At 53.8% G+C, this 25,217-nt stretch carries 22 protein-coding genes; 16 read left to right on the top strand and 6 right to left on the bottom strand.

Features of this window, described 5'->3' with window-relative positions; genetic code table 11:
* The first annotated feature begins 13 nt into the window (after positions 1-13).
* From B1H56_RS08885 to B1H56_RS14970, 3 genes are all read left to right on the top strand, one after another.
* Complete coding sequence (locus B1H56_RS08885; protein ID WP_066522483.1) at positions 14-826, top strand: family 1 encapsulin nanocompartment shell protein; 813 nt, start codon at positions 14-16, stop codon at positions 824-826.
* A 156-nt stretch (positions 827-982) separates the two neighbouring features.
* Positions 983-1,150: a hypothetical protein gene (locus B1H56_RS14530; RefSeq protein WP_156468713.1), complete on the top strand. Its 168-nt coding sequence runs from the start codon at positions 983-985 to the stop codon at positions 1,148-1,150.
* A 13-nt stretch (positions 1,151-1,163) separates the two neighbouring features.
* Positions 1,164-1,292 (top strand): hypothetical protein, encoded by a 129-nt coding sequence (locus tag B1H56_RS14970; protein WP_258106493.1) that lies wholly within the window; start codon positions 1,164-1,166, stop codon positions 1,290-1,292.
* A 78-nt stretch (positions 1,293-1,370) separates the two neighbouring features.
* On the opposite strand, the gene B1H56_RS08880 is transcribed toward B1H56_RS14970, so the two are convergent.
* Both B1H56_RS08880 and B1H56_RS08875 read right to left on the bottom strand, forming a co-directional pair.
* The gene (locus tag B1H56_RS08880; protein WP_066522479.1) at positions 1,371-1,904 is read right to left on the bottom strand and encodes a DUF2284 domain-containing protein; all 534 of its coding nucleotides are present in this window, start codon (positions 1,902-1,904) and stop codon (positions 1,371-1,373) included.
* Positions 1,905-2,117: 213 nt separating this feature from the next.
* Positions 2,118-4,496, bottom strand: coding sequence for a glycoside hydrolase family 3 C-terminal domain-containing protein (locus B1H56_RS08875; protein WP_162938982.1), 2,379 nt, complete (start codon positions 4,494-4,496; stop codon positions 2,118-2,120).
* Positions 4,497-4,739: 243 nt separating this feature from the next.
* Here B1H56_RS08875 and B1H56_RS08870 point away from each other — a divergent pair, with 243 nt between their 5' ends.
* Positions 4,740-6,188, top strand: a complete 1,449-nt coding sequence (locus B1H56_RS08870; RefSeq protein ID WP_066522477.1) for a C40 family peptidase — start codon at positions 4,740-4,742, stop codon at positions 6,186-6,188.
* A 382-nt stretch (positions 6,189-6,570) separates the two neighbouring features.
* Here B1H56_RS08870 and B1H56_RS08860 read toward each other — a convergent pair whose 3' ends face one another.
* Positions 6,571-6,741 carry a 4Fe-4S ferredoxin gene (locus B1H56_RS08860; protein ID WP_066522473.1) on the bottom strand — a complete coding sequence of 57 codons (171 nt, stop codon included), beginning with the start codon at positions 6,739-6,741 and terminating at the stop codon, positions 6,571-6,573.
* A 69-nt stretch (positions 6,742-6,810) separates the two neighbouring features.
* Positions 6,811-8,061, bottom strand: a complete 1,251-nt coding sequence (locus B1H56_RS08855; protein ID WP_066522471.1) for an oxidoreductase — start codon at positions 8,059-8,061, stop codon at positions 6,811-6,813.
* 372 nt (positions 8,062-8,433) lie between these two features.
* Here B1H56_RS08855 and B1H56_RS08850 point away from each other — a divergent pair, with 372 nt between their 5' ends.
* From B1H56_RS08850 to yfcE, 8 genes are all read left to right on the top strand, one after another.
* The gene (locus B1H56_RS08850) at positions 8,434-9,324 is read left to right on the top strand and encodes a LuxR C-terminal-related transcriptional regulator (RefSeq protein ID WP_147554715.1); all 891 of its coding nucleotides are present in this window, start codon (positions 8,434-8,436) and stop codon (positions 9,322-9,324) included.
* A 203-nt stretch (positions 9,325-9,527) separates the two neighbouring features.
* Positions 9,528-10,934, top strand: coding sequence for a tRNA lysidine(34) synthetase TilS (gene tilS / locus B1H56_RS08845; protein ID WP_082771123.1), 1,407 nt, complete (start codon positions 9,528-9,530; stop codon positions 10,932-10,934).
* Position 10,935: 1 nt separating this feature from the next.
* Positions 10,936-11,484: a hypoxanthine phosphoribosyltransferase gene (hpt, locus tag B1H56_RS08840; RefSeq protein ID WP_066522454.1), complete on the top strand. Its 549-nt coding sequence runs from the start codon at positions 10,936-10,938 to the stop codon at positions 11,482-11,484.
* A gap of 413 nt (positions 11,485-11,897) precedes the next feature.
* A complete protein-coding gene (gene ftsH / locus B1H56_RS08835) occupies positions 11,898-13,904 on the top strand; it encodes an ATP-dependent zinc metalloprotease FtsH (RefSeq protein WP_066522452.1) in 2,007 nt (668 codons plus the stop codon).
* Positions 13,905-14,019: 115 nt separating this feature from the next.
* Entirely contained in the window at positions 14,020-14,850 is an 831-nt protein-coding gene (locus tag B1H56_RS08830) for a PHP domain-containing protein (RefSeq protein ID WP_066522449.1), read from the top strand.
* 74 nt (positions 14,851-14,924) lie between these two features.
* A complete protein-coding gene (locus tag B1H56_RS08825; RefSeq protein ID WP_066522445.1) occupies positions 14,925-15,926 on the top strand; it encodes a ribose-phosphate diphosphokinase in 1,002 nt (333 codons plus the stop codon).
* 79 nt (positions 15,927-16,005) lie between these two features.
* Positions 16,006-17,292 (top strand): hypothetical protein, encoded by a 1,287-nt coding sequence (locus B1H56_RS08820; protein ID WP_066522442.1) that lies wholly within the window; start codon positions 16,006-16,008, stop codon positions 17,290-17,292.
* Between the two features lie 63 nt (positions 17,293-17,355).
* The gene (gene yfcE, locus B1H56_RS08815) at positions 17,356-17,901 is read left to right on the top strand and encodes a phosphodiesterase (RefSeq protein WP_066522434.1); all 546 of its coding nucleotides are present in this window, start codon (positions 17,356-17,358) and stop codon (positions 17,899-17,901) included.
* Positions 17,902-18,062: 161 nt separating this feature from the next.
* Here the strand turns inward: yfcE and B1H56_RS08810 are convergent, their stop codons facing one another.
* A complete protein-coding gene (locus B1H56_RS08810; protein ID WP_066522432.1) occupies positions 18,063-19,550 on the bottom strand; it encodes a phosphohexomutase domain-containing protein in 1,488 nt (495 codons plus the stop codon).
* A 354-nt stretch (positions 19,551-19,904) separates the two neighbouring features.
* On the opposite strand from B1H56_RS08810, the gene mreB reads away from it, so the two are divergent.
* From mreB to B1H56_RS08795, 3 genes are all read left to right on the top strand, one after another.
* Entirely contained in the window at positions 19,905-20,954 is a 1,050-nt protein-coding gene (gene mreB, locus B1H56_RS08805) for a rod shape-determining protein (protein WP_066522428.1), read from the top strand.
* A 248-nt stretch (positions 20,955-21,202) separates the two neighbouring features.
* Positions 21,203-22,288, top strand: coding sequence for an LCP family protein (locus tag B1H56_RS08800; RefSeq protein ID WP_066522425.1), 1,086 nt, complete (start codon positions 21,203-21,205; stop codon positions 22,286-22,288).
* A gap of 195 nt (positions 22,289-22,483) precedes the next feature.
* Positions 22,484-23,569 (top strand): LCP family protein, encoded by a 1,086-nt coding sequence (locus B1H56_RS08795; RefSeq protein ID WP_066522422.1) that lies wholly within the window; start codon positions 22,484-22,486, stop codon positions 23,567-23,569.
* 58 nt (positions 23,570-23,627) lie between these two features.
* On the opposite strand, the gene B1H56_RS08790 is transcribed toward B1H56_RS08795, so the two are convergent.
* Entirely contained in the window at positions 23,628-24,353 is a 726-nt protein-coding gene (locus B1H56_RS08790; RefSeq protein WP_066739882.1) for a tRNA 2-thiocytidine biosynthesis TtcA family protein, read from the bottom strand.
* A gap of 107 nt (positions 24,354-24,460) precedes the next feature.
* On the opposite strand from B1H56_RS08790, the gene B1H56_RS08785 reads away from it, so the two are divergent.
* On the top strand, positions 24,461-24,940 hold the full coding sequence (locus tag B1H56_RS08785; protein ID WP_066522419.1) for a COG2426 family protein: 480 nt from the start codon (positions 24,461-24,463) through the stop codon (positions 24,938-24,940).
* Positions 24,941-25,217 lie beyond the last annotated feature (277 nt).

Genomic DNA, 25,217 nt, shown 5'->3' with positions numbered 1-25,217 from the left:
GGAGGAAGCAGTTATGGATTATTTATCGAGGGAAAGCGCGCCTTTTGACGAGGCGCTTTGGGATAAGATAGACGGTGCGGTCGTTGAGTCTGCGCGCAGGAACCTGGTGGGCCGCCGCTTTTTGACCGTGTTCGGGCCGCTTGGCGCGGGTGCGCAGAGCATCACGGTCGACAGCAAAAAGAAAGAAGAAGTATTTGAGGATGGGATCGTCCGGACGGAAGGCAGGCAATACGCGGAAATCCCGCAGGTCTATGACGATTTTATCCTTTTGTGGAGGGACATCGAGGCGAGCGGCAAGGAAGGCTATCCAGTGGACGTCTCCTCTGCCATGACGGCGGCGGAATCCGTGGCCCGCAGGGAAGACAAACTGATCTTCTTCGGCAGCCAGACGCTTGGGCTGACGGGCCTCATCAACGCGCCGCACGCCAATAAGATCAAACGCGGGGACTGGGCGGCCGGCGAGAATGCGTTTGCGGATATCGCAAAAGGCCTCACCATGCTGAACGACAAGGGTTTTATCGGGCGTTATGCATTGGTGCTGAGTCCGGACCTCTACCTTGACCTCCAGCGGATTCAGCCGGGTACAGGCCTGATGGAGATTGACCGTGTTTCCACGATGGTGGAAGGCAGGGTGTTCCGCGCACCGGTCCTCGGGATCAAGAAGGCGGTGCTCGTATGCTGCGAACCGCAGTATATGGACCTTGTGATCGGACAGGATATACAGACGGCATATCTTGAGCTTGTGGATCTTAATCACCATATGCGCGTACTGGAGACGGCGCTTCCGCGCCTGAAAGAGCAGGAAGCGGTCGTGGTGTTTGAATAAAAGGAGCATACAGAAGGGCCTGCCTCAGGGCAGGCCCTTTTTGTGATTGCCGGAAAGAAGGCTTACAAAAACGTAATCTTATTGTAAGCAAGGGAAATAGCAGGATTTCGTCCAAAGAAGTACGATAGAATCAGAAAAAGTAAGGAGGACGAAATCATGAAACGCATACTGTTTTGGTTGATTATAGGAGCGACGGTGCTCATGACGCTTATCTATGCGGGGATCACGGCAATTGTCCGCAGGTCCGGACGAAGGAAAGAAAACGAAAAGAACGAACGGGCAAGCGGACTTATGCGGGATGCAAGGTACGCGATGATTAAATAGCGGGAGGCATAGAATGGAAAAAATGAAAAAAGCCCTGTATACGGCGGGCGTACTGATCGGGACGGTCTTCCTGGTCACGGCGGGGGCGAATGAAAAAGAAGCGCTCGAGCTCCTTCCGGACTATGGGAAGAAAAAAGAATAAACGCTGCCGCGGGAAGATAGTTCCCGCGGTTTTTTGCTGCGGCCGGACAAAAATACAGGTGCGGGATTAGCGGAAAAATCAGCCGAGCAGCACTAAGCCCGTATTGGTAATGGTATTTGGACCGTGGATATAGGCAAGCCCGCAGCTTTCGCACAATACGGACACATTGATCCCGCATGCCTCGAGGGAAATGTTTTTACGGCCGGGAAAACGGCAGGGGGCGCCGGGATAGGTGCATTCCGCACATACCCTGCATCCGCCTGCGCCGAGAACCCATGCGTCCAGCGCGTTTTTTTCTGCAAATATGCGGATGCCGTCCGATATGCTCCCAAAAAAGTGCTCGGAGGCCATCATGCCATCGTAGTCAAAAGAATCCTCAAGCACGCCAACATATTGATAGACAACGCCCCGCCGGTATTTCCGTACGCGCCGTGCAAGCGTTTCCACCGTACCACAGCCGGGAGGGCAGCCCCAGCCTGTGGCGTACGCACCGCAGCTGTTCATTTCGCACAATGTGCGAAGCCCGGGAAAAAAGCCGATCTCGGAAACCGCGATGAGCGCGGTATACATTGCCCCTAGCTTTTGCAATTCTTCAATGATCCGTTGTTCCATAGCCGATCTCCCCCGTGCGGATAAAAACGAATTTTCTACATTATAACATAAGTGCTGGTAAAGCGGGACGCGCGTTCCGTCCGCGCCATGTAAACAAAAAACCGGCACGAGGCCGGTTTTTTGCTGATTGGGGGTATGTATTGTTTTGGCGCCACTTCGGCCCGAAGGCGTCTGTGACATAATATATATACCCTGCGATTTTGGGGGTAAACACTATTTTTTCGATTTTATTTTTTGTTTCTTTCGTTTCCGGTAAGCGGAGAAGAACGCAAGCAGGCCCATGAACACCTGGCCGTTTACGATCATCAGTACGCCGCGCGCCATGCCGTAGGTGAAAAAACCGCCCGACATGGAAACCAGCACACGCATGGGGTTTTCCTCCAAAAGCTGGAGCATAATGTCGTGCCCCATATATCCGCCCGGGTCTATATGTTTTTCCACAAATTTAGCGACCAGGCGGTGCACCGTTCGCCCAATGGTGACGGAATCAAAATCCTTCAAAGTAGCGTTGATGGTGAACGGATGGATGCTGAAGGTGATATGCGGGATTTTTTCAAACAGCCCGTAATACTGCATGGCGTTCCAATGGCCGTCAGTGGACACCGGATATTCCGGCAGCGGCTTTCCCTCCGGAATTTCCACAATGATCCCCATACGCAGGTCACGCGACGAAGCGCCGATCAAAACGTGTACGTCCTGCATAAGCTGCCAGCCGTCGGAGAAAAAAGAAAAATCGCGTTCTGTCAGCGTAAAGGAAACACGGGCGCTTTCACCGGGCTGCAAGAATATTTTCTCAAAGCCGCACAGCTTCTTGAAAGGCGCTTCGTCCGCGCGGACGTAACACTGCACGACCTCCGCCCCGGCGGCGCCTCCCGTGTTTTCGACCCGGGCGCTTACCGTGACCGTACCGCCGGGGGCAAAGCTCCCGGCGTCCGTCTGCATATCAGAGTATTCAAAAGTAGTGTATGAAAGCCCGAAGCCGAAGGGGAAGAGGACTTCCTTTTCCGCCGCGTCGTAATAACGGTAGCCGACGTAAACGCTTTCGCGGTATTCCACATTGTGGCGGTCGTCCGAAAAGAAATGGTAAGACGGGTTGTCCGCGAGACGGAGCGGATAGGTCTCCGCGAGTTTGCCGCTCGGATTCACTTCGCCCGTCAGGATCTGCGCCATGGCGGATGCGCCCGCTTCACCACCCAGATAGCAGTTCACAAGGGCGGAGACGGAAGAAAGCCATGGCATTTCAACAGGCGCGCCGCCGCACAGCAGGACGGCCACGGGTTTTATTTTTGCAATGCGTTCGATCAGCTCGATCTGATTTTGCGGGATATGCATATGCGTGCGGTCGATGCCCTCCACCTCATACTGCGGGGGAAGGCCCGCGATGATAACGGCAACGTCGCAATCCCGCGCCGCACATTCCGCTTCGGCGAGCATTGTTTCATCAACGGTATCGCCGGAGATGGAAAAGCCCGGCGCATAGGTATAATGAATGCCATGGCTGCGGAAAGCGCCGATCGCGTTCTCAAGATTCGCGGGATGGATCATCGAGCTTCCCGCCCCCTGGTAACGCGGATGCTCGGCAAATTCACCGAGAAGGGCCACTTTTACACCAGGCTTCAACGGCAGTAAACCGTCGTTTTTAAGCAGCACAGCGCTTTCTGCGGCAATACGCCGGGCCAGCGCGTGGTTTTTTTCCATATCACATTGGTAAGGAAGCTTTTTGTTTTTTTCGCAGCGGAATACGAAGGAAAGGATGCGCCGCACACATGCGTCAAGGTCCGCCTCGTCCAGCGTGCCGTTTTTCACGGCACGGATAATGCGGTTCGTATTTTCTTCGCCGGAATAGGGCATTTCGAGATCGAGTCCGGCGGCGATCCCCTTTTCGCGGTTATAGCAAGCGCCCCAGTCAGATACCACCAGGCCGCCGAACCCCCATTCGCCGCGCAGCACCCCGCGGATCAGCGCGGACGCCTCCCCACAATAGGTCCCGTTCAGCATATTATAAGCGCTCATGACGGCATAGGGCTTTCCCTTTTTTACGGCGCGCTCGAATCCGTCAAGGTAAATCTCGCGCAGGGCCCTTTTGTCGATGATGGAGTTGGAGACCATGCGGAAATATTCGCGGTTGTTCGCCGCGAAGTGTTTCAGGCATGCGCCTGTTCCTGTGCTCTGGATTCCCCGGATCATAGCTGCGCCAAGCTCCCCGGCCAACGCGGGGTCCTCGGAAAAGTATTCAAAATTCCGGCCGCACAGAGGGGAGCGCTTAATATTGATCCCCGGGCCGAGCACCATGGAAATTCCCTGCTCACGCGCCTCGCTGCCGAGGGCTGCGCCCATCTCATACAGAAGCTCCCTGTCCCAGGAGCACGCCGTCGTAGAGGCTGCGGGATAACAGGTCGCGGGTACGGACTGCTCGAGCATAGCCGTACTCTCGTCGTATTGCTTGCGCAGGCCGTGCGGCCCGTCCGTCATCAAAACGCCGGGTACGCCGCAGTCCTTGATGGGAAACGTATTCCAGGCGTCGAGCCCGGAGCACAAGTCCGCTTTTTGCTCCAGCGAAAGCTGCGAAATAATTGTGTCGATCTGCTCCATAACCATATCCTTTCTGATTTACATTATTATACCATAAGCCGCCGCCCGGGAAACAGGCGGGGAAAGCTTTGCGGGAATTCCAGAAAAAATTTTTTACAAAATTAAAAAAAACCTTTTAGACTTAGGGATTATGGGTTATTTATTACGCAAATATTACAAAAAAGTTAAAAAACTATAGACAACTCAGAAAAAATGTAGTATACTCATAACAAATTCGCGGAAGCGAACAAAAAGGAGACCAACATGATTAAGCCATTTGGGAAACACAGAACGTTTGTCAGAGCCAGACGTAACGGCGACGTTTCCTCGAATAGCGAGGGCGTATCCCGCGCAGCGGTGCGTTATCGCGTTAGAAAGAAGAAACGGTTGTTTACGGTGGTTACGGTTGCTGTAGCCTCGGTGATGATTCCGATCATGATCGCGTCAGCCGCAACCGGAGACATGAACATGACTCCGCAGCCGGAGCCTACGGCCCAGGTACAGGCGGCGGCCCAGCCGCAGGAAACGAAAGAGGCCCAGCCCTCTTCCACAGAAGCGCCCAAGCTGACGGAAACGACTCAGGCGGCAGCATCCGCTGCGCCCGAAAGTTCGTCGGTAACAGCGGCGGGAGAAACGGAGGAGGCGTCTGCGCAGACGCCTGTGGTGGAAGAACCGGCGGCCGCCGTTACTTACATGGAAGGGATGACCGACCCAAAGGTGCATGAAATTCAGCAGAGGCTGATGGATCTTTATTACATGGGTCAGGACGAGACGACGGACTACTTTGGTCCGGCGACCAATCAGGCGCTTAAGTATTTCCAGCGTAAGCACGGCCTTACGGTAGACGGCGCAGCAGGGCCTGAGACTATGGCGCTTCTGTTCTCCGAAGACGCGAAGGAGTATTCCATGGCGCTCGGTGCGGCAGGCGCGGACGTGCAGAACATGCAGGAACGCCTGATCGAGCTTGGCTACCCGATCTCTGAGGCGACCGGCTATTTCGGGGAAGAGACCGAAAAAGCAGTGCGCTACTTCCAGAGAATGAGCGGCCTTGCGGAAGACGGCAGCGTTGGACACATGACCGAAGAATTGCTTTATTCCGGCGCAGCGGAAAAATCACTTGAATACGAACAGATGCAGGCGGATAAGGAAGCGGAGGCACAGCAGCCGGGCGAGCCTGCGGAAGACAGCAAACAGGAAGATAACAGCAGTAAGGAAGACAGCAAGCAGGAAGATAATTCCGGCAGCCAGGAGAGCAGCGGCAACGGTTCCCAGCAGGAAGACAGCGCTCCCGTGGAAGACAACTCTTCGTCCGCTGAGGATTCCGGGGACAGTTCGCCTTCCTATACGGCGGATGCGGGTTCCGTAGAAGCGTTTATCGCAGTTGCGGAAGCGCAGCTCGGCAAACCGTATGTGCTGGGCGGAAAAGGACCGAATTCGTTCGACTGCTCGGGACTGATCTACTATGCACTGAGGGAAAGCGGCAATGACGTTCCTTACAGGACGTCGGCAGGCTGGAGAAGCACGGATTACCCGACGATTACCAGCATCAGCGACCTGCAGCGCGGCGACATTATCTGCATGAACGGTCACGTAGCGATCTATCTTGGCGACAACATGGTTCTCGACGCATCTTCGAGCCAGAATGCGATGGTAACGAGGGAATTTGGTTCCTGGTTCAGGAACGGCTTCATTTGTGCGAAGCGTCCCCTATAAGGTGGAACAGAATAAACTTAAAGCTTAACCCAAACCCCCGCTTTTTTAAAGCGGGGGTTTTTGTACGGCCCGGCGCGTGCTGAATTTTTGGCAGCAGCCGGGAGCCGGAGGAGCACAATACAAACTTGTTTATTCTACCGGCGATCAACAGAAAGCAGGCTCCATCCAGACGTGTTAAACCGAAGCGGGCCGGATATTACGCCTTACGGCGCCGTGCATGGAAAGTCTGCCTTCTATCCGCAAGGAAACGGGCGGGCCGGTACGTGGCCCTGAAGGAAAGGAGCGGATATACGCAGCAGTGGACGGGAAAGACAAAGGAAAAGGCCGTATATCGTTGATATACGGCCTCTTCCTTTGGGGCACAGGGCCCTTTTCCTGCTTCTTATTCAGGATATGCCGCGTGGGTCGGGCATTCGATCTCGCATGCATAACAATCAATACATTTATCCCTGTCAATCTCCATGTGCTTCTCGCCTTTGTAAATCGCGTGCACGGGGCACAATTTTACGCATCTTCCACAGTTGATGCAATCATCGTCTATTGTTCTTGCCATAATATTGCCACCTTTCTGCTCATTATAAATCGTTTCGCATTTCTCCTGTTACCGGCTTTCGTTCCGGGATCAGGTGTGTTTCGCTTTCAGCTTTCCTTCTTCCTTAATCATCTTGACGTATTCTTCCGTGAAGTGCGGGTCATACGTTGCGCAGCCTACGTGATGCTGGCGGATCAGGAATTCCACGCAATGGTCGCAAAGCGTGCACCAATGGATATCCTTTTCGTTTCCTTCCATCATTTTTTTCGGGAGGTACGGGTCTGCAAACGCCTGACGTCCGATCGCGATCGCGTCTACGATGCCTTCCTTAATGTTTTTGTTGCCCCAGAAACGCAGATTGTTCTTTTCGGGCTTTACAGCGCAGAAAGGCTGTTTGCCGTCGCGGTAAATGCTGTACGCGGAGCCGATCACGGCCGTTTCCGGTTTCAGGGCGTCGCGGCAAACCTTCTGGAAATAGAAATGCATATAAGCATAATCGGGCGTCCGCCTGTCCGGATGCGCGAGGTCCAGCGTGTGCGACGGAGAACCGGCAGACTGGAGAATATAACTGGCGCCGTGCGCTTCCAGCTGTTTTACAAGATCGATCGATTCCGTCAGATCCATCAGCGCCGTATCCGGGCCTGCCGTACCTACGCCGCCCGGGAATCCTTCGTAAATAGAAATTTTGGAGCCCAGCACAAAGTTCTCGTCCGGGATTGCCGCGCGGGTGCGGTCGTAAATATCGATTGCGAACTGCCTTCTGTTTTCCCAGCTTCCGCCGTACTTCCAGTTGTCTTTATTGAACGGACGAAGGATCTGGCTGCCGAGATAACCATGGCAAAGTTTCAGGTCTACGCCGTCCGCGCCCACTTCGTAAGCATATTTGGAACCTAAAACATAGTCTTTGATAACCTGTTCGATTTCCTCTTCGCGCACCAGTTTGGCGTCCTCATACCCCGGAAGCGGTTCTTCCGTTACGCGGATGCGCTGCGAATATACGTTGTTGCTGATTTCGCCGGAATGAGTGATCTGGAAAAAAATCAGCGTGTCGGGATTGATCTCTTTCAGGTGGGCGATGAATTTTTTCAGCGCCGGCAGGTTATGCTCCTTGATTGAGAGTTGATTCCTTCTGGCGATGTAATCATACTGCGGCGTGATTGCCTCCAATATAACAAGGCCCGCCTGACCCTTGAAATAATCTTCATAGCGCTTATAGGTTGCCGGACTTGGATCGCCGTTGTCAAGTGCGTCGCAGCATTCCATTGCGTTCAGCACGATGCGGTTTGGTGCTGTTCTCGTACCGATTTTTATCGGTGTAAACAACAATTCTTTTTCTTCCATTCTTAAACACCCTCCATATTTAGTTATTTTGGTTTTGAAACTGTGAAATTTACCCCTCGATACTGCTATCATAAACCTGTGGGGGCAATCATACAATCCCGGAAAAATCCATTGTTTATACCAGTGCAAAACTAGTATTTCGATTGACTTTTGTCCAGGGGCGGCCTATACTGATACTATTATAGTTCACGAGGTGCGCGTCCTGCGGTCCAATAGCTGGTAGGAGCTGAGGGCCACATATATTTGAAAGCGCCGATAAAACGCGCCGGAAACGCGGGCCGTGCGGGGAGTGAGCGCCGCAAGGGTGCGGGCTGTACGGCTGCAAGCCACCGTTTGCGGCGTATCCCTTCGGCCCCGGCGAAATATTGGCGAATGAGGAATGATAAAATGGCTGAAAGCACAGGATGGGTATTCAAGCCCGATGTACCAACCGCGATTTCCGTCGATACGGAGGACGAGTTCCTGTCCAATACGGAGCTTTACGAAGCGGTCCTTTCCAGTATTCAGGACGGCATCAGCGTCCTGAAGCCGGATTTTAAAATTATTTATGTCAATAAGTCCATGCTGCACTGGTATCCGGGCGAGGATAATGTGCTCGGCCAGAAATGCTACGAGGTATTCCACGGCCGCACCGAGCCGTGTGTCTGCTGTCCCACGATCCGCGCCGTCCGTACGGCTGCGCCGCAGATGGACCTTGTGCCATATACAACGGATGGAGAGGATTCCGGGTGGCAGAAGCTGTATGCGGTTCCCGTCCTCGATAAAAACGGCCATGTTGTGCTGGTTATCGAGTATATTCGCGACATTACCTTCCAAAAACGCGTGGAAACCAATATGAATGAACTGGCGGAGTTGTACGAAAACCTGGAAGCGCAGAACGATATGCTGATGGAAATCCTGAATCAGAGGGAACGCTATAAGGAAGACTTGGAGCAGACCATCACGCAGAATGTGGAAAAATATATCCGGCCTTCCCTCAACTATCTGAAGAAAAACGTCAAGGAGCGCGACCTGAATATTGTAGCGGGGCTGATAGACGAGATCGTCTATCCGATCACCAAAAAGCGGCCGTCCGTGTTCGACCGGCTCAGCCCGCGCGAATTGCAGGTATGCACGATGATTAAGGAAGGCTATACCAGCAAGGAGATCGCCGACGCCTTGTTTATTACCAAAAAAACGGTGGACTACCACCGCAGCAGCATCCGTAAGAAGCTGGGACTCCAGAATGAGAACCTGCGCGTCTACCTGGAAACCCACTTGTGAACAACGGCCAGAGGAAATGCGGCGCGCCGTGGACGCCGGCGCCGGGAGCGGAGCTTTAGTTCCGACCGGCCGCCCGATTCATATTGCGTTCATGTGCGCGCAGTATAGTAATATTAACAAAATATTCACGCGAAATCCCTGCGCTTAGAGGTTGTAAAGTAGGGCGCTTCAGTATATTATATATACTAGGGATAGAATTTGATATGGAAGAACGAGTGAGGGACTTCATAACAGAAAACGGGCTGATCGGCCTCGGACAGACGGTCGGCGTCGCGGTTTCCGGCGGACCGGATTCCATGGCGCTTCTTGCCTGCCTTCGGTCCCTTGTGCCGTTTTTTTCGTGCTCCGTGGCGTGCGTACATTTTGAGCATGGTATCCGCGGGCAAGAATCCCTCGATGATGCGGATTTTGTCAGCCGTTTCTGTGAAGAACAGGGCATCCCATTTTATATGAGCGCCGCGGACGTTCCCGCGCTTGCGCGGGAATGGGGGATGAGCGAGGAAACGGCGGCAAAGCGCGCGCGGGAAGCGTACTTCAATACGCTTGTAGAAAACGAGGATGTTGACGTAATCGCGACAGGGCACCACAGCGATGACAACGCGGAGAGTGTGCTCATGCATATCCTGCGCGGCAGCGGAATCGACGGCCTTAAAGGGATCGCCGCCCGTAACGGAAATTTTATCCGCCCGCTTTTGTGCGTATCGCGGGAAGACGTGATGGAATATGTGCGTGATAAGGGCCTGCACTATATGCAGGATAAGACAAACGATAACGCGGAATATACCCGCAACTTTGTCCGCAATACGCTGCTCCCGCAGATCCGGGAGCGGATCAACCCTGATGTTTCGGGGGCGCTCAACCGCCTGAGCGCGATCGCACAGGAGGATTCCTCCTTTATCCTCGGGGAGGCGGAACGCGTATTTCCGGAGTGCGCCAAGCAAAAGGGCGACCGTGTGGAGATCGAGATCGGGCACTTCCTCGGGTTTTCCCCGGCGGTAGAGTACCGGATCATAAGGCTTGCCTGTGCGAAGCTTTTTGTAACGCAGGATATTGAAAAGGCGCATGTGGGCGCGGTCATAAGGCTCGCGCAGAAAAACAGGACAGGAACCCGGGTAAACCTCTCGGGAGGGCTGTGCGCGGAAGTGGAATATGGAACACTCGTTATCTGCTTCGCGGCGCGGCGCGTCAACCACAGCTTTTGTATCGTATTCGATATCGAGGCGAAAAATGAAACGCCGTTTGGAGATTATATCGTATGCGAGCGGGCGGAGGCGTGCGATTTTAACAATAAAGATCCGTATACGGCATATGTGGACCGGGACAAGCTGCCCGCGCACTTTATGTTCCGTACGCGTTACACGGGAGACCGTATCACGCCGCTTGGAAGCGGTGGGAGCAAAAAATTGAAGGATTACTTTATCGATAAAAAGCTAACGCGGGAAGAGCGGGAAAGGACGCCGCTGCTCGCGGACGGCAACCGCATCATCTGGGCGGTGGGCCATGTGATCGGGGATGATTACAAGGTGGACGGTACAACAAAGCGTATTCTGCGGATGAACTATATCCGCTGCGGTAATATAAAAGAAGAAACTGATAGGGGAGAAGGCTGACATGCAGCATTATGTAGAACGGGATATCGAAAAGATATTGCTTTCAAAAGATCAAATCGAGGCGCGCGTGGGGGAACTTGGCGAGCAAATTTCAAACGATTACGAAGGGAAGGACCTCATTGCGGTGGGAATCCTGCGCGGGAGCGTCGTGTTCTTTTCCGATTTGATGCGGCAGGTCAAGATTCCCATGGAGATCGACTTTATGGCGGTCTCAAGCTATGGCAAGGGCAGCACGTCATCGGGCAGCGTACAGATCAAATACGATATGCAGGAGGACATCCGCGGAAAGCATCTTTTGATTATCGAGGACATCATCGATTCCGGATGGACGCTGCACAACCTGATGGAGCAGCTCCGGGGCCGGAAGCCGGAAAGCATCAATATCTGCTGCCTGCTCAACAAACCCGACCGCCGCGAGGTGGAGGTGCCGGTAAAATATATCGGCTTTGATATTCCGGACGAATTCGTGGTCGGCTATGGGCTCGATTATGCGTCGAAATACAGGAATTACGAGCATGTCGGCGTGCTGAAGCGTTCGGTTTACGAATGAAGCGCAAGCGGTTTGAAACCCGCGAAAAGTAGGTAATAATATAAAGGAAAGTATTGCGGTGAATGTGCGGCGCGCTGGAAATGGCCGCATAGGCTCCGCCCGCGTAGCCCCGGCCGTACGGACGTGCGGGCAGGAATGGGCGCGGATAAAATGCAGCATATAAAAGCCCCGATACCTTTATGGCTGCCGGCCGGAAGGAATCAAGGGGGTCCGGCAAAGCTCAATAAAGCGAAAGCGGAATGAGGCTGCGGAAAAGACAGGTGAATTTCCAAGAACGCAAGCGGCAGCGCGGCGTGATTGGCTAAGTGAAGTAAAGCCGCGAAGCGGCAGGAGAAATCGCTCGGGCCCGCGTAGCCCCGGCCATATGGCCGGGGCAAGCAAGAGAGCGGATTTCGACGAAGGAGGATAGAAATTTGGGCAAATTTTTCAGAGGGCCGCTGATCTATATTATCATTATTGTAGTAATCATATTAGCGGCACAGTTTCTGGGCAATCCACAGACGACAACGGTGGATGAGCTGCAGTATTCGGAATTCCTGCAAAAGGTGCAGGAAGATGGCATTAAAGATATAGCGATCCAGGACCGCACCCTCGTCGGGCGGTATACGGATTCAAAGGTGCCGGACGAAGCTTTCCCGGCACAGCAATATGATTTTTCCACGACGATACCGGCGTCTATCCAGCAGTTTAACCAGGATATGGCGGCGGTCACCGGAAGCACCAACCCGGAGGACTACGGCTTCAAGCTGAATTACGTTCCCACGCCGGAACCAAACTTTTTCGTGCAGCTGCTGCCCTACCTGATCCCGATCGTGCTTTTGCTGGTGTTGTGGGTCATTATTATGCGGCGCGCGCAGAATGGCGCGGGCGGCACGGGCAGCGCGATGGCGTTCGGCAAGAGCAAAGCGCGCATGACGGACGGAGGCGACACCAATAAGACGTTTGCCGACGTTGCGGGCGCGGATGAAGAAAAAGAAGAGCTCGTGGAGATCGTACAGTTCCTGAAAAATCCGGCGAGGTTTAAGGAGCTTGGCGCGCGTATTCCCAAGGGCGTGCTTTTGGTCGGGCCTCCCGGCGGCGGTAAAACCCTGCTTGCAAAAGCGGTCGCGGGCGAGGCGAAGGTTCCCTTCTTCTCGATCAGCGGTTCCGATTTTGTGGAGATGTTCGTAGGCGTGGGCGCGTCCCGCGTACGCGACTTATTTGAAAATGCAAAGAAAAATGCGCCCTGCATCGTATTCATCGATGAGATCGACGCGGTAGGACGCCAAAGAGGCGCGGGCCTCGGCGGCGGTCACGACGAACGCGAACAGACGCTGAACCAGCTGCTCGTCGAAATGGACGGTTTTGAGGTTAACGAAGGGATTATCGTTATGGCGGCGACGAACCGCCGCGACATCCTTGACCCGGCGCTGCTGCGGGCAGGCCGCTTCGACAGGCAGATCACGGTAAATTACCCTGACGTCAAGGGCAGGGAAGAGATCCTCAAGGTACATGCGAAGGGCAAGCCGTTCGAGGCCGAGGTGGATTTCAAGGTGATCGCGCGGCGGACTCCGGGTTTCATTGGCGCGGATCTTGAAAACGTATTGAACGAGGCGGCGATCCTCGCGGCACGCCGCAGGAAAAAGAAGATCGGTATGAGCGAGATCGAGGAATCGATCACGAGGGTCATTGCGGGCCCGGAAAAGAAGAGCCGGGTCATGACCGAGGACGACAGGCGTTGTACCGCTTACCACGAGGTGGGCCATGCCATCCTTGCGCATTTGCTTCCCAAGTGCGATCCGGTGCACGAGGTTTCCATTATTCCGCGCGGTATGGCGGCAGGCTATACCATGACGCTGCCTGAGGAAGACAAGCAGCATGTATTCAAATCCCGCCTGATGGACGAGATCACAATGATGCTTGGCGGCCGTGTAGCGGAATCGCTGACCTTGAAGGATATTTCCACAGGAGCGATTAACGACCTGCAGCGCGCGACGGAAACGGCGAAAGATATGGTCACTAAATACGGCATGAGCGACGAGCTCGGTCCGGTATTCCTGGCCTCCGGCCACGAGGTGTTCCTCGGAAAAGATTTCGGGCAGACGCCGGAGTATTCTGAAAGCACGTCCGCGCGCATCGACGCGGAAGTGACGCGTATCATCGAAAGTGCGTACGCCAAGGCGACGGACATCCTCAGCAAAAATCTGCGCAAGGTGGTCAACATCGGAGAGGTGCTGATGCGCAAGGAAAAGCTGACGGGCGAAGAGTTCCAGAAGCTGTTTGAGGATGAAATCCCGGTCGACGATCCCGACTCCTGGGAGATCGAGGAAAAGAAAACGGAGAAGGAACCGGAATGGATCGCGCCGCCTGCACAGCCGACGGATGCGGAAGCGGTGGAAACGGTTATCGTGGAACCGCCCAAACCGGAGGAAGACGCCTGAAGCGCGGAGGATAGCTGCGCCGGAGGCGCGGGCGGCGGCCCGCCGGCACAGGATGAAATGAATCAATAACGGAAGGCGCGGTATATCGCGCCTTCCGTAGTTGCGGAGCAAAAATATGATCGATTTACATATGCATTCGACGGCATCCGATGGAACGGATACGCCGAAGGAAATTATCACGAAGTGCAGGAAGCTTGGACTCAGGCTTTCCGCCGTCACGGACCACGACACGATGGACTCTCAAACCGAGGCGATCGCCACGGCGAAGGAACTGAAACTGAAATATCTTACTGGCGTGGAGTTCTCCGTGCGCCACACGGGGGAATTGCATATTCTTGGTTACGGGATGGATACGGCGGATCGAGAACTCGCTGGCATGATGGACGATCTGCGCGGCTCGCGTGTCGAACGTGTGCGCGAAATCATCCGGGTTGTGCAGGAGCACGGCATGAAAATTGACTTTGCGGATGTGGAACGCTTTGCGAAGGGAAACACCCTGGGGAGGCCGCACGTGGCGCTGGCGCTGATCGAAAAAGGATATGCGAGCGACCTGCAGGATGCGTTTACGCGCTATTTGAATGAGGAAGGCAGCTGCTATGTGCAGCGCAGGAAATTAAGCCCGCAGCAGGCGATCGAAATGATCCTGAAAACGGGAGGCATCCCCGTTCTCGCCCATCCGAAATTCGTGCGCACGGACGACATCGAAGCGCTGGTCGCGGAGCTCAGAAAAATGGGGCTTGGGGGAATCGAGGCCTATTATCCCGCCCACTCGGACGCCGATGTGGAGCGCTACTTGAAGATTGCGAAACGTCATGGGCTCATTGTCACGCAGGGCAGCGATTACCACGGCGCGATGCGGCCTTACGCCGCCATCGCATGCGAGAAACGGACGGGTCCGTATCTTAACGAGTCGATTAAAATTTTAACTGAAAAATATGCAATATGATTGAAAAGGCCCCGGGTGGGTGCTATAATCAGTAATAGGTGTTAAAACGATTTTGACAAGGATGGTAGGTATTTATGCTGAATGGAAACCCGGACATAAAAATTTTTGCCGGCTCATCGGGGGTTGCTTTCGCGAAGAAAATGTGCGCCTATCTTGGGGCAGATTTAGGGGCGTCGGAAGTAATCCATTTTTCCGACGGAAATATTTTTATCCGTATCAAAGAAACGGTACGAGACAAAGACGTGTATGTAGTGCTCCCGATTGGTTTGGATCCCAACAACGAATTAGTGGAGCTTTTATTTTGGATGGATTCTTTCAAACGCGCGAGCGCAAGCTCGGTCACGGCTATCGTTCCATATTTCGGGTATGCCAAAGGCGATAAGAAAGATGAACCAAGGGTTTCCATCCGTGCGCGCGTGTGCGCGGACTGCCTTGAAACAGCGGGTGCGGACAGGGTCATCACGATGGACCTGCACAGCGCCCAGGTACAGGGATTCTTCAAAATCCCGGTCGATCACCTGCTTTCCCTGCCTATCCTGTGCGAATACATCAAAGGAATGGACATCATGGAGAACCTTGTAGTCGTTTCGCCGGATGCGGGCTTTGCCAAGACGGCGAGGAAATACGCGGATTACCTGCAGTTGCCCGTCGCCATTGGAGATAAAACGCGTACGGACCATGACGAAAATGCGCATATCCTCGAGTTGATCGGTAATGTGGAGGGCAAAAACTGCATGATCGTGGACGATTTCTCCATTTCCGGAGGAACGCTGATCGACGTGGCCCACATGCTGAAGGCGCGCGGCGCAAAGCGCATCGTCGCGGTATTAGGGCACATTATGCTGCGCGAAAAGGGCGTGAAGGCTATCAATGAAAGCCCGATCGAAACGGTCATTTCCACGGACAGCGTAGAAAATCCGTTTATCATCGGCCAGAAAAAATTCCAGACGGTTTCCGTTGCTCCGCTTTTTGCGGAGGCGGTTTACAGGATTCACGAACGCGAATCGGTGAGCACGCTGTTTTCCACCGTACCGCAAAAATTGAAAGACGACCTCAAGGAGTCCTGCGGAAAATAATCGACAGTATAAAAAAGAACCCTGCCTTGTTGTAGCATTATAATAAGACAGGGGATTTTTTTAGATCGAGAGGAAATGTATGAAGAAATATACGAAATTTATGGGTGTTATTGTCATAATAGCCCTTGTGCTGACGATGATGCTGCCAATGGCGGCGTTCGCGGAGGGAGAGACTACTGAGCCAACGGCAACGGTCACAGCCACGCCGGAACCGACGCCCGATCCAACGCCGGAACCGACGCCCGATCCAACGCCGGAACCGACGCCCGACCCAACGCAGCGCCCTACCCAGGCGCCGACGCAGGCCCCTACCCAGACGCCGGAGGCGTCGCCCTCGCCCACGGCAACGCCGGACGACAGCCAGAATTATATTGACCTGACGATGTATATTTACGATAACGGCGCGGTTGCTTCCGGTTACACGGTGAAGGTGGACAACCTTTCACAGACGAGCAATAAAGAGGGGGTAGTTACGTTCCCGGGCGTGACGGTGGAAAGCCACAATGTAACGATCGTGGGCAAAGACGGAAAAGAGAGCACGGGCCGCATTATGCTTTCGCGTGGTGACCGTACGACCATTGTAGATATGGCGATGGGCGGTAAATACGATATCTCCATCGCAAACGGTGCGCAGAACCTGCATATGACCGTCGTCTTCATGGCGGAAGAAGCCTTGCAGATTACAGCTGTGGGAGAAAGCAAAACGCCGGCGCCCGAAGCGACGGCAACGGCTTCCGCGGGAATCGCCGGAACAATTAAGTTTACGGCTGATTTTGTAGACGCCGCAGGCAAGGAAGTAGCCGGGGTGGGCGTGCAGATCAACCAGGGGGATACGGCTCTTACCACCGGCCTAAGCGACAGCAAAGGGCGTTTTGTATTCAACCAGGGAGGGACCGGCGCCTATCAATGGGGACTTCTCGCCCCCGGGGCATCCGTTGAAGAGGGCAAGGTCCTCGGCATCGAGGTGCAGCAGGGGGCAACGACAAAAATTGTTTCCGCAGACGGAGATTCCTACGTGGTGCAAACGCCGGGAACGGCGAGGGATCTGTACCTGAAATTTGAACAAAACGGCGACAGCTTTACCCTGAAAGAGGTATCGGATCAGGTGCCGGGGGGGATCAGCTCCCTCATGCTCGGCATTATCATGATTGTCGTGATTATTGCCGTGGTGGTTATCGTCATCGCCGCGGTACGGCATAGCAAGAAGAAAAAGCGCAAGATCGAGAAGCTTTATAACGAGCCGCGCGGGCGCGAACGCGAGTTTGAACTTGAAGACGACGAAAGGGACGACGAGGACGACAGGCAGCCTCCGCGCCCCAAACAGACTGGCGGAGCCAATAAAATGGGCGACCGGAGCCGGCTGTAAAACGGTAAGAATCCAAAGTGCGGCGCAGGAATGCGCCGCACTCTTTGATCGGGAGGGAAACGAATGAAATTGCTGGTCGCATCGGACATCCACGGCTCGGCACACTATTGCGCGCAGCTTTTGGAGGCCTGCAGGCGGGAAGGAGCAGGGCGTATGCTCCTGCTCGGGGACCTCTTATACCACGGCCCCCGCAACGACCTGCCTGACGGCTATGCGCCCAAAGAGGTGATTGCAATGCTTAACGGTAGGAAAGACAGCCTTTTATGTGTACGCGGCAACTGTGAAGCGGAGGTCGACCAGATGGTGCTCGAATTTCCTGTAATGGCGGATTACGGCGTATTTTTTCTTGATGGACTTGCGGTTTACGCAACGCACGGGCATGTGTGGAACGAGGATAACCTGCCGCCTCTAAAGCAGGGGGATATCCTGCTTTGCGGGCATACGCATATTCCCAGATGCACGGACCACGGGGCCTACGTGTATATGAATCCCGGGTCCGTTTCTATCCCCAAGGAGGGAAGCGCACACAGCTATATGGTCTATGAGAACGGCGTTTTCACCTGGAAGGACCTTGCCGGAAAACCATATATGGAGTCCATCATGCTGTAAAAGGCTCATACTGATGACAGCAGGATCACGAGCCGTTCGCAGGGCGGCGGTCATCTGGCGGGATCTGGTCGTCTGGAACAGCCCGTTTTCCCAACACAGGCGTTTAAAAAAGACGGCATAGCAGGCCGTCTTTTTTGCGGTTTCGTATATTTTCAATTTTGCTACTTCAAATAGCTTTCAATCGGGGCGAGGTCAAGCTTATCATATCCCTTTAGAAACGCGTACAGTTTTTCCGTAATGATACGCACGCCGCCTTTTTCATCACTTTCTACGTTGACGGGGATCAGCGGGTCGTGCAGCGAAAGACGGACGAGGAACCAGCCGTTTCCATTCTCCTTGTCAAAGGAAACGCGGATGCCCTCATGATTGTCGGGTGCAATATTGAATTCCGGTTGCTGCTTTGCATAGGCCTCCAGCGCGGCGATCATGCTGTTGCCGTACGCCTTGAAATCATCGGCGCCGATATTCAGGCGGAACTCCTCGCTCTCGAGCGGTTCCTTCATATCCGCGATCAGATCGGAGATTGTATGGCCCTGCTTTTTCAGCTTCGCCATCTCGATCAGCAGGCGCGTTACCAGGTATGCGCCGTCGTCGAGAAAATAATTTTCCTTGAGCGCCGCGTGCCCCGACGTCTCGATGGCAAGCTGAGAATCGGTCCCGCTTTCATTGAGCCGGATCGACTCGTTGATTACATTCTTATAGCCGCGTTTAAAGCGGTGGTGTACGCCGCCGCGGCTGGCGATGAATTCCGCAAGGCCGCTTGACGTAATGGAGTCCGTCACAATAGTGGTGCCCGGGAATTCCTTTAAAAGGATTGCCGAAATCGCGGCGATCAGGCGGTTTTTGTTGAGCACGCTGCCGCCCTTATCGACCGCGCCCGCGCGGTCGACGTCCGTATCGAAGATGATGCCGAAATCGGCTCCCGTATTCACCACGGCTTCCACGATGCTTTTCATCGCCTCTTTATTTTCCGGATTCGGGATGTGGTTGGGGAAGGTCCCGTCCGGGTCGAGGAACTGGCTGCCTTCGGTATCCGCGCCGAGGGGGGCGAGCACCTTATCTACATAGAAGCCGCCTGCGCCGTTGCCGGCGTCCACGATGATTTTAAAGCCCTCGAACGGCCGCTCCTCGCCGGTGGCTTTTCTGATTTTATCCACCAAAATCCCGGCGTATACGCTCATAAAGTCCGCCGCAAAGACGCTGCCTTTTGCCGCGCCGGAAGAATCGATATCCGCAGCGATGCGGATCAGCTCCGCGATATCGCCCTTTTCAAGTCCGCCGTCCCTGGTGAAGAATTTAAGGCCGTTGCGGTTCATGGGAAGGTGGCTTGCCGTTACCATCACCGCGCCGTCGCACAGGAAGCCCTCGGTCACTGTAGTCATAAACATTGCAGGAGTGGAAGCCATGCCGCAGTCAACGACGTCTGCGCCCACGGCAGTAAATCCGCCGATACAGGCCTGCTTCAGGGATGGGCCGGTAACGCGCGAATCCATACCAATCGCGATTTTGGGCTTTACAGTCCCGCGTGCGGAAAGCCATTCGGCAAATGCCGCCGCAAGGTCGCGCGCTGCCTGCTGTGTGAGGTTTGCGTTGTCGCCCAAAGCAACTCCGCGTATATCGCTGCCGTTTTGCAGTTTCTGATAATCCATTTTCCTACCACTCTTTCCTTATTAATATTTGACGAGATACTTTTATTGTAACGGTAAAACGGGAGATGTTCAAGGGGCAGCGGACGGCGGCAAAAGGGTTTTTGCGGGAAAAACGGGCGCGGGAGAAATCTGCCTGACAATAATACGGGTTTTGGTCAAGAGAGGTGTGCCTTGCTCGCCAAACAGTACAAAAGACAGGCCATAAAGCCCGGAAATATGACGTTTTCGTAACAAAACAGTTGAAAAAAAAGCGCCAATGTATTATCATATATGATATGTAGGCCCATGATGTTTTTTTCGTATGCGTTTGAAAATCCTGTCAGGGCCAGTAATCGAGAAGAGAGGCTTCGATGAATGGGTTTATTCGGTAATTATAACGATATAGGAATCGACCTTGGCACGGCGACGGTCCTTGTTTACGTCAGGGGCAAGGGAATCGTGCTGCGCGAACCTTCCGTGGTCGCGGTAGACCGGCTTTCGGGCAGGATGCTTGCGATTGGCGAGGAAGCGCGGATCATGCTTGGGCGTACGCCGGGCAATATCGTGGCGGTTCGTCCGCTGCGCGAAGGGGTCATTTCAAACTTTCACGATACGGAGAGGATGCTTCGCTATTTCCTGCGCAAGGTGATTGGCAAGCGGCTGTTCTTCAAGCCGCGCGTCGTCGTGTGCGTGCCCTCGGGCGTGACCGAGGTGGAAAAACGGTCTGTCATTGAGGCGACTGAGGAAGCGGGCGCGCGCCATACCTGCCTGATCGAGGAACCGATCGCGGCGGCAATCGGCGCGGGGATCGATATCGGCGCGCCGCAGGGCAATATGGTGCTTGACATCGGCGGCGGCACGGCGGATATGGCTGTTATTTCGCTCGGCGGGGCCGTTATCAGCGACTCCATCAAAATCGCGGGCGATACCTTTGACGAGTATATCTCGAGATATATCAAGAAGAAATACAATATGTTGATTGGTGAACGCACGGCGGAGGAGATTAAGATCAATATCGGCAGCGCGTTCCCGAGAAAAGAAGAGGCTTATATGGAAGTGACGGGCCGCAACCTGATTTCCGGCCTGCCCAAGACCATCACAATCAGCTCAAATGAGACGATCGAGGCCATGCAGGAGCCTTTAAACCGTATCATGGAAACGATGCACAGCGTGCTTGAACGCACGCCGCCGGAACTGACGGCAGACATCGCGGAGAACGGTATCTGCATGACGGGCGGCGGGTCCCTGCTGTACGGGCTTGACAGGCTTCTCACGGAGCGCACGAAGATTCCGTGCTATGTTGCGGAGGATGCCGTTTCGTGCGTCGCTATAGGTACTGGAAAAGCGCTTGAGAGCATCGACGTATACAGCGCGGGAGCGGTGTACGATTACCGCCGCGGCGATTACTACAACCAGGGATACTGAACCAAACGAAAACAGGAGTTGTCCTCCTTTGGAGGGCAACTCTTCTTGTATCGGCGGCGGCCTTTTTTTAATTTTTTGTAAATATTGGAAAAAAGCCGCGCCAGGCGAAGTAAAATGGATTAACATAGAAAGTGCCGTACAGCGTGCATTTGGAGAGGCGTCCTGCAGGCTGCAAGCGCGGCCACACGGGGACGGTGCCGCCTGCCATTTGCTTCACGCTGTAAAAAAGAACCGGAGGAAACAGGGTTTTGAACCAACAGACAAAAAGGGTCAACCATCACAAAAAAATCAAAGGGCTGCTGGTTGTGTTGATCGCACTCATCGCCGCTGCCGTATTTATCTTTGCTTCCCTTTACGGAACCTACCAAAATCTGCGGGCCAATCCGCTCGCGGCGTTTCATACGACGGCGCCGCAGGCGGCGGAAACGGACGCCATCAATTTTGATAAAAACGCGGATGTAAAAACTGTAACCATCGACGGGAAGGAATATATCGTCAATCCCAATATCATCACTGTTCTGATGCTGGGTATTGATTCGGACGGCAGCGCGGCCAAAACGGCGCAGGGCGAACGCAGCGATATGATGCTGCTGTGCACTGTCAACCTGGAAGAGGGACAGGAGAGTATCACGCTGACTTCCCTGCCGCGCGATACGCGCACTACGGTGCACGACGTAGACGAAGATACGGGAAAGATTCTTGATAAAAACTGGATCACCAAGCTGAACCACGCTTACAATATCGGCGGCATGACGAAGGGGTACGGCGCCGAAAACGCAATGCGCGCGACGGAGGACCTGATCGAGTGTAACGGGCAGCTGAGCATTCCCGTCCAATACTATATATCGATCGACCTCGAGCACCTTTCGGACCTTGCCGACGCGCTGGGCGGCGTAGAGGTGACGCTCGACCAGGATTACCCGGATATTGGCAGCGAAGGAGACGTGGTGAACCTGCGGGGCAACGATGTGCGCCTGTATTTGCAGAACCGGAAGCAGATGGATGACGGTGAGATGGACCGTCAGCGCCACGAACAGAACTTCATGATGGCAATCGCCAAAAAGATCAAGGAAATGGGCGCGGTGCAGTCCGCCTCCAAGCTGTTTACCCAGCTTCAGGATGTGGTGCATATGAACCTTTCCCTCGATCAGGTAGTCGCCATGGCGGGCGTGCTCGACAAGGTGTCGCTTGATGATATCGAGCATTCCGTTATGGAGCAGGGCGGATATGAAAACGCGTATGACGAATATATGGGGCAGGACCTGAATTTCTACATGATGGACGAGCAGGAGCTAATGGATAAAATGCTCGGCATGTATTACACGCCCGCTTGACCTTCGGGAAAAAATTGCGATACAAAAAGGATACAAGGACCGCATAGAATCGTTATGCGGTCCTTTTTTAATGGGTTGAAATTTGTGAATTTTTTGTGAAAAAGAAAAAAAAAATTTCATTTCATGAAAAAATGGATTATGATAGATAAGGCTGAGTTACAAATGAAATGAAAACCATTTTGGAGGGGAAAGACCTTGAATCATCATAAAAAGATCAAAGCGCTGCTTGCGGTGCTGATCGTGCTAATTATTTGCGCGAGCGGAGTGGGCTACGCATTGATCGGCACTTATTCCGGCCTGAAGGAAAACCCGATGTCGGCGTTCGTTTCGGCGGGGCCGGATGAAGCCGCGCCGGAGGAAGGCGTGGCGCTGGCCGGGGATACGCCGGCCGAAACGATCCAAATAGACGGCAAAACCTACCAGAAAAACGCGAATACCATCAGCATCCTGATGCTGGGCGTCGACTGGGACGGCACGGAGGTGAAAGACGCGACGGGCGCGCGCACCGATATGCTGATGCTGTGCACGCTCGATGTGCAGAACAACCAGATCACGTTTACGTCGATCCCGCGCGATACGCGCACCAAGGTACACTATGCGGATAAAAAGACGGGCGAGATCGAAGACGAAACCTGCATTACAAAGATCAACCATGCCTACGTGCTTGCAGGCGGGAACGATACGGCCAAGCACGGCGCGGATAACTCCATGCTTGCCGTGAAGGACCTTATCGAATGCGGCGGGCAGCTTGATATCCCGGTGGATTATTACGTGTCTATCGACCTTGAGCACCTGTCCGACCTTGCGGCCGCGCTCGGCGGGGTAGAGGTGACGCTCGACCAGGATTATCCGGATATTGGCAGCAAGGGAGAGACGATCAACCTCGAAGGCAATGACGTACGCCTGTACCTGCAGAACCGCAAACAGATGGACGACGGCGAGATGGACCGCCAGCGCCATGAGCAGGATTTCATGATGGCGCTTGCCAAGAAGATCAAAAATATGGGCGCAGTGCAGGCGGCCACTAAGCTTTTTCCGCAGCTTGCGAACAATGTGATCCAGACAAACCTGAACCTCGACCAGATCGTTGCGATGGCGGGAGTCCTTGATAAAATAGGCTCTATCGACGAGATCAAAATGGATACGTTCGAGGAAAGAGACGACAGTTGGCAGAAATTCCCCGATCCGATCGTAAGCACACCGCCCAAGCTCGACTATTTTGTGATGGATGAAGACGAGCTCCTGGGAAAAATGCTCGACCTCTATTATATTGCCCGGTAAAAGACGGCAAAAGAGCCGCATTATCTTTGCGGCTCTTTTTTGCTGTGGGGAATTAATTTCAAAAATTCCAGTTCTTATTCCATAGATTATAGGTCTCCGTCGTTTTGACCGCCCCGAGCATATTATCCGCCGCGCCGGGATACAGGGAATTGAGGTAGGCCACGATTTCCTTGGCCTGCTCGCGCTTGGTAGAAAAATCGATTGGGCACGGATTTTTTGCAATGGGAATATGAAGCCGTCCCACGGCGGAGACGATATCACGCTCGCGCAGGAATACGAACGGACGAACCAAAGTGATCTCCCGCCGCGAGAGATAGGATTTAGGCGAGAAGGTATTCATACGGCCTTCGTACATCAGGCTCATGAGCAGCGTCTGGATCACATCGTCGCCGTGGTGCGCAAACGCCGCCTTGGTGCACGCAAGCTCTTTTGCTTTTTCGTAGAAGGCTCCTTTGCGCATTTTGGCGCACAGGGAGCAGGGATTTTTTTCTTTGCGGATATCGAAGACGATCTCTGAAATATTCGTTTTAAGGATATGGAGCGGTACGCCCAAACCGTCCGCATATTCCTGCATGACGCCGGTGGCATAGTTGCCGAAGCCGAGGTCGACGGTGACGGCCAGCAAATCATAAGCCTTCTTCGCATATTTTTGATACAGGTGAAGCGCATATAAAAGCAGCATCGAATCCTTTCCGCCGGACAGCCCAACGGCGATTTTGTCTCCCGGGCCGATCATGGAAAAGCGTTCATCCGCTCTGCGCAGCGCGCCTAAAATTTTTCTCATTGGCAAAATCCTTAATAGTTTCTAAACATAATCCTTATTTCATTGAAATTATACCACAGATATAGTATCATTGGTGTTGATTTTGTAGAAGAGGGGTAATTTAATTCATGGTTCCTGCAAGCAGCCTTTGGACCGTCTTTGGAACGTCTATCCTGCCGATCATCGAGCTCAAAGGGGCGATCCCGCTTGGCCTCGGGCTTGGCGTACCGTTCTGGGCGACTTATTTTATCGCGCTTTTAGGCTCGTGCCTTCCCGCGCCGTTCATCGTATTTTTTATCGAGAAAATCATCCGCTGGATGCAGGGAAGCAAGGTAAAGCTGTTCAACCGCTTCGCGAACTGGCTGATGGGCAAGGTGGATAAGCACAAGGGGAAGATTGAGAAATACGGATATCTCGGCGTGTTTATTTTCGTTGCTATCCCGCTGCCCGGTACGGGCGTATGGACCGGGTCCCTCATTGCGAGCGTCCTCGGCCTGAAACCCGCGAAGGCCATCCCGCTCGTTATCCTTGGTAACTGCGTGGCCGGGTTTATCATGCTGATGCTTTCAAGCATCTTTTTCCCGGGCATGGTTCCGTGGGCGGCGTAAAATTGTCTTTTCAGGGGCGGCGGAAGCCGCCTTTTTTATTTTTCCGCAAATATTTTTGAAAAAGGCCAGGGACGCGTCCCTGCCTGCCGTTCAACAAATTTCCGTGATTTTAAACGGAGATTAGAACGTGCGTTCAAATAAAATGCACCGAAAGGAGGAAAAGCGGCATGGAAAGCGGGATTTTTGGCATTTTTACCATTGAAAAGGCAAAATCCATTTGGTATAATAAATTACTAGTGAAATCATACATTTTTGTGTATCAATAAATGGAGGAACA

The organism is Christensenella minuta (genome assembly GCF_003628755.1).
GTDB lineage: Bacteria > Bacillota > Clostridia > Christensenellales > Christensenellaceae > Christensenella > Christensenella minuta.
The sequence above is the reverse complement of the archived record's forward strand: the minus strand, read 5'-3'. Positions and strand labels throughout refer to the sequence as shown.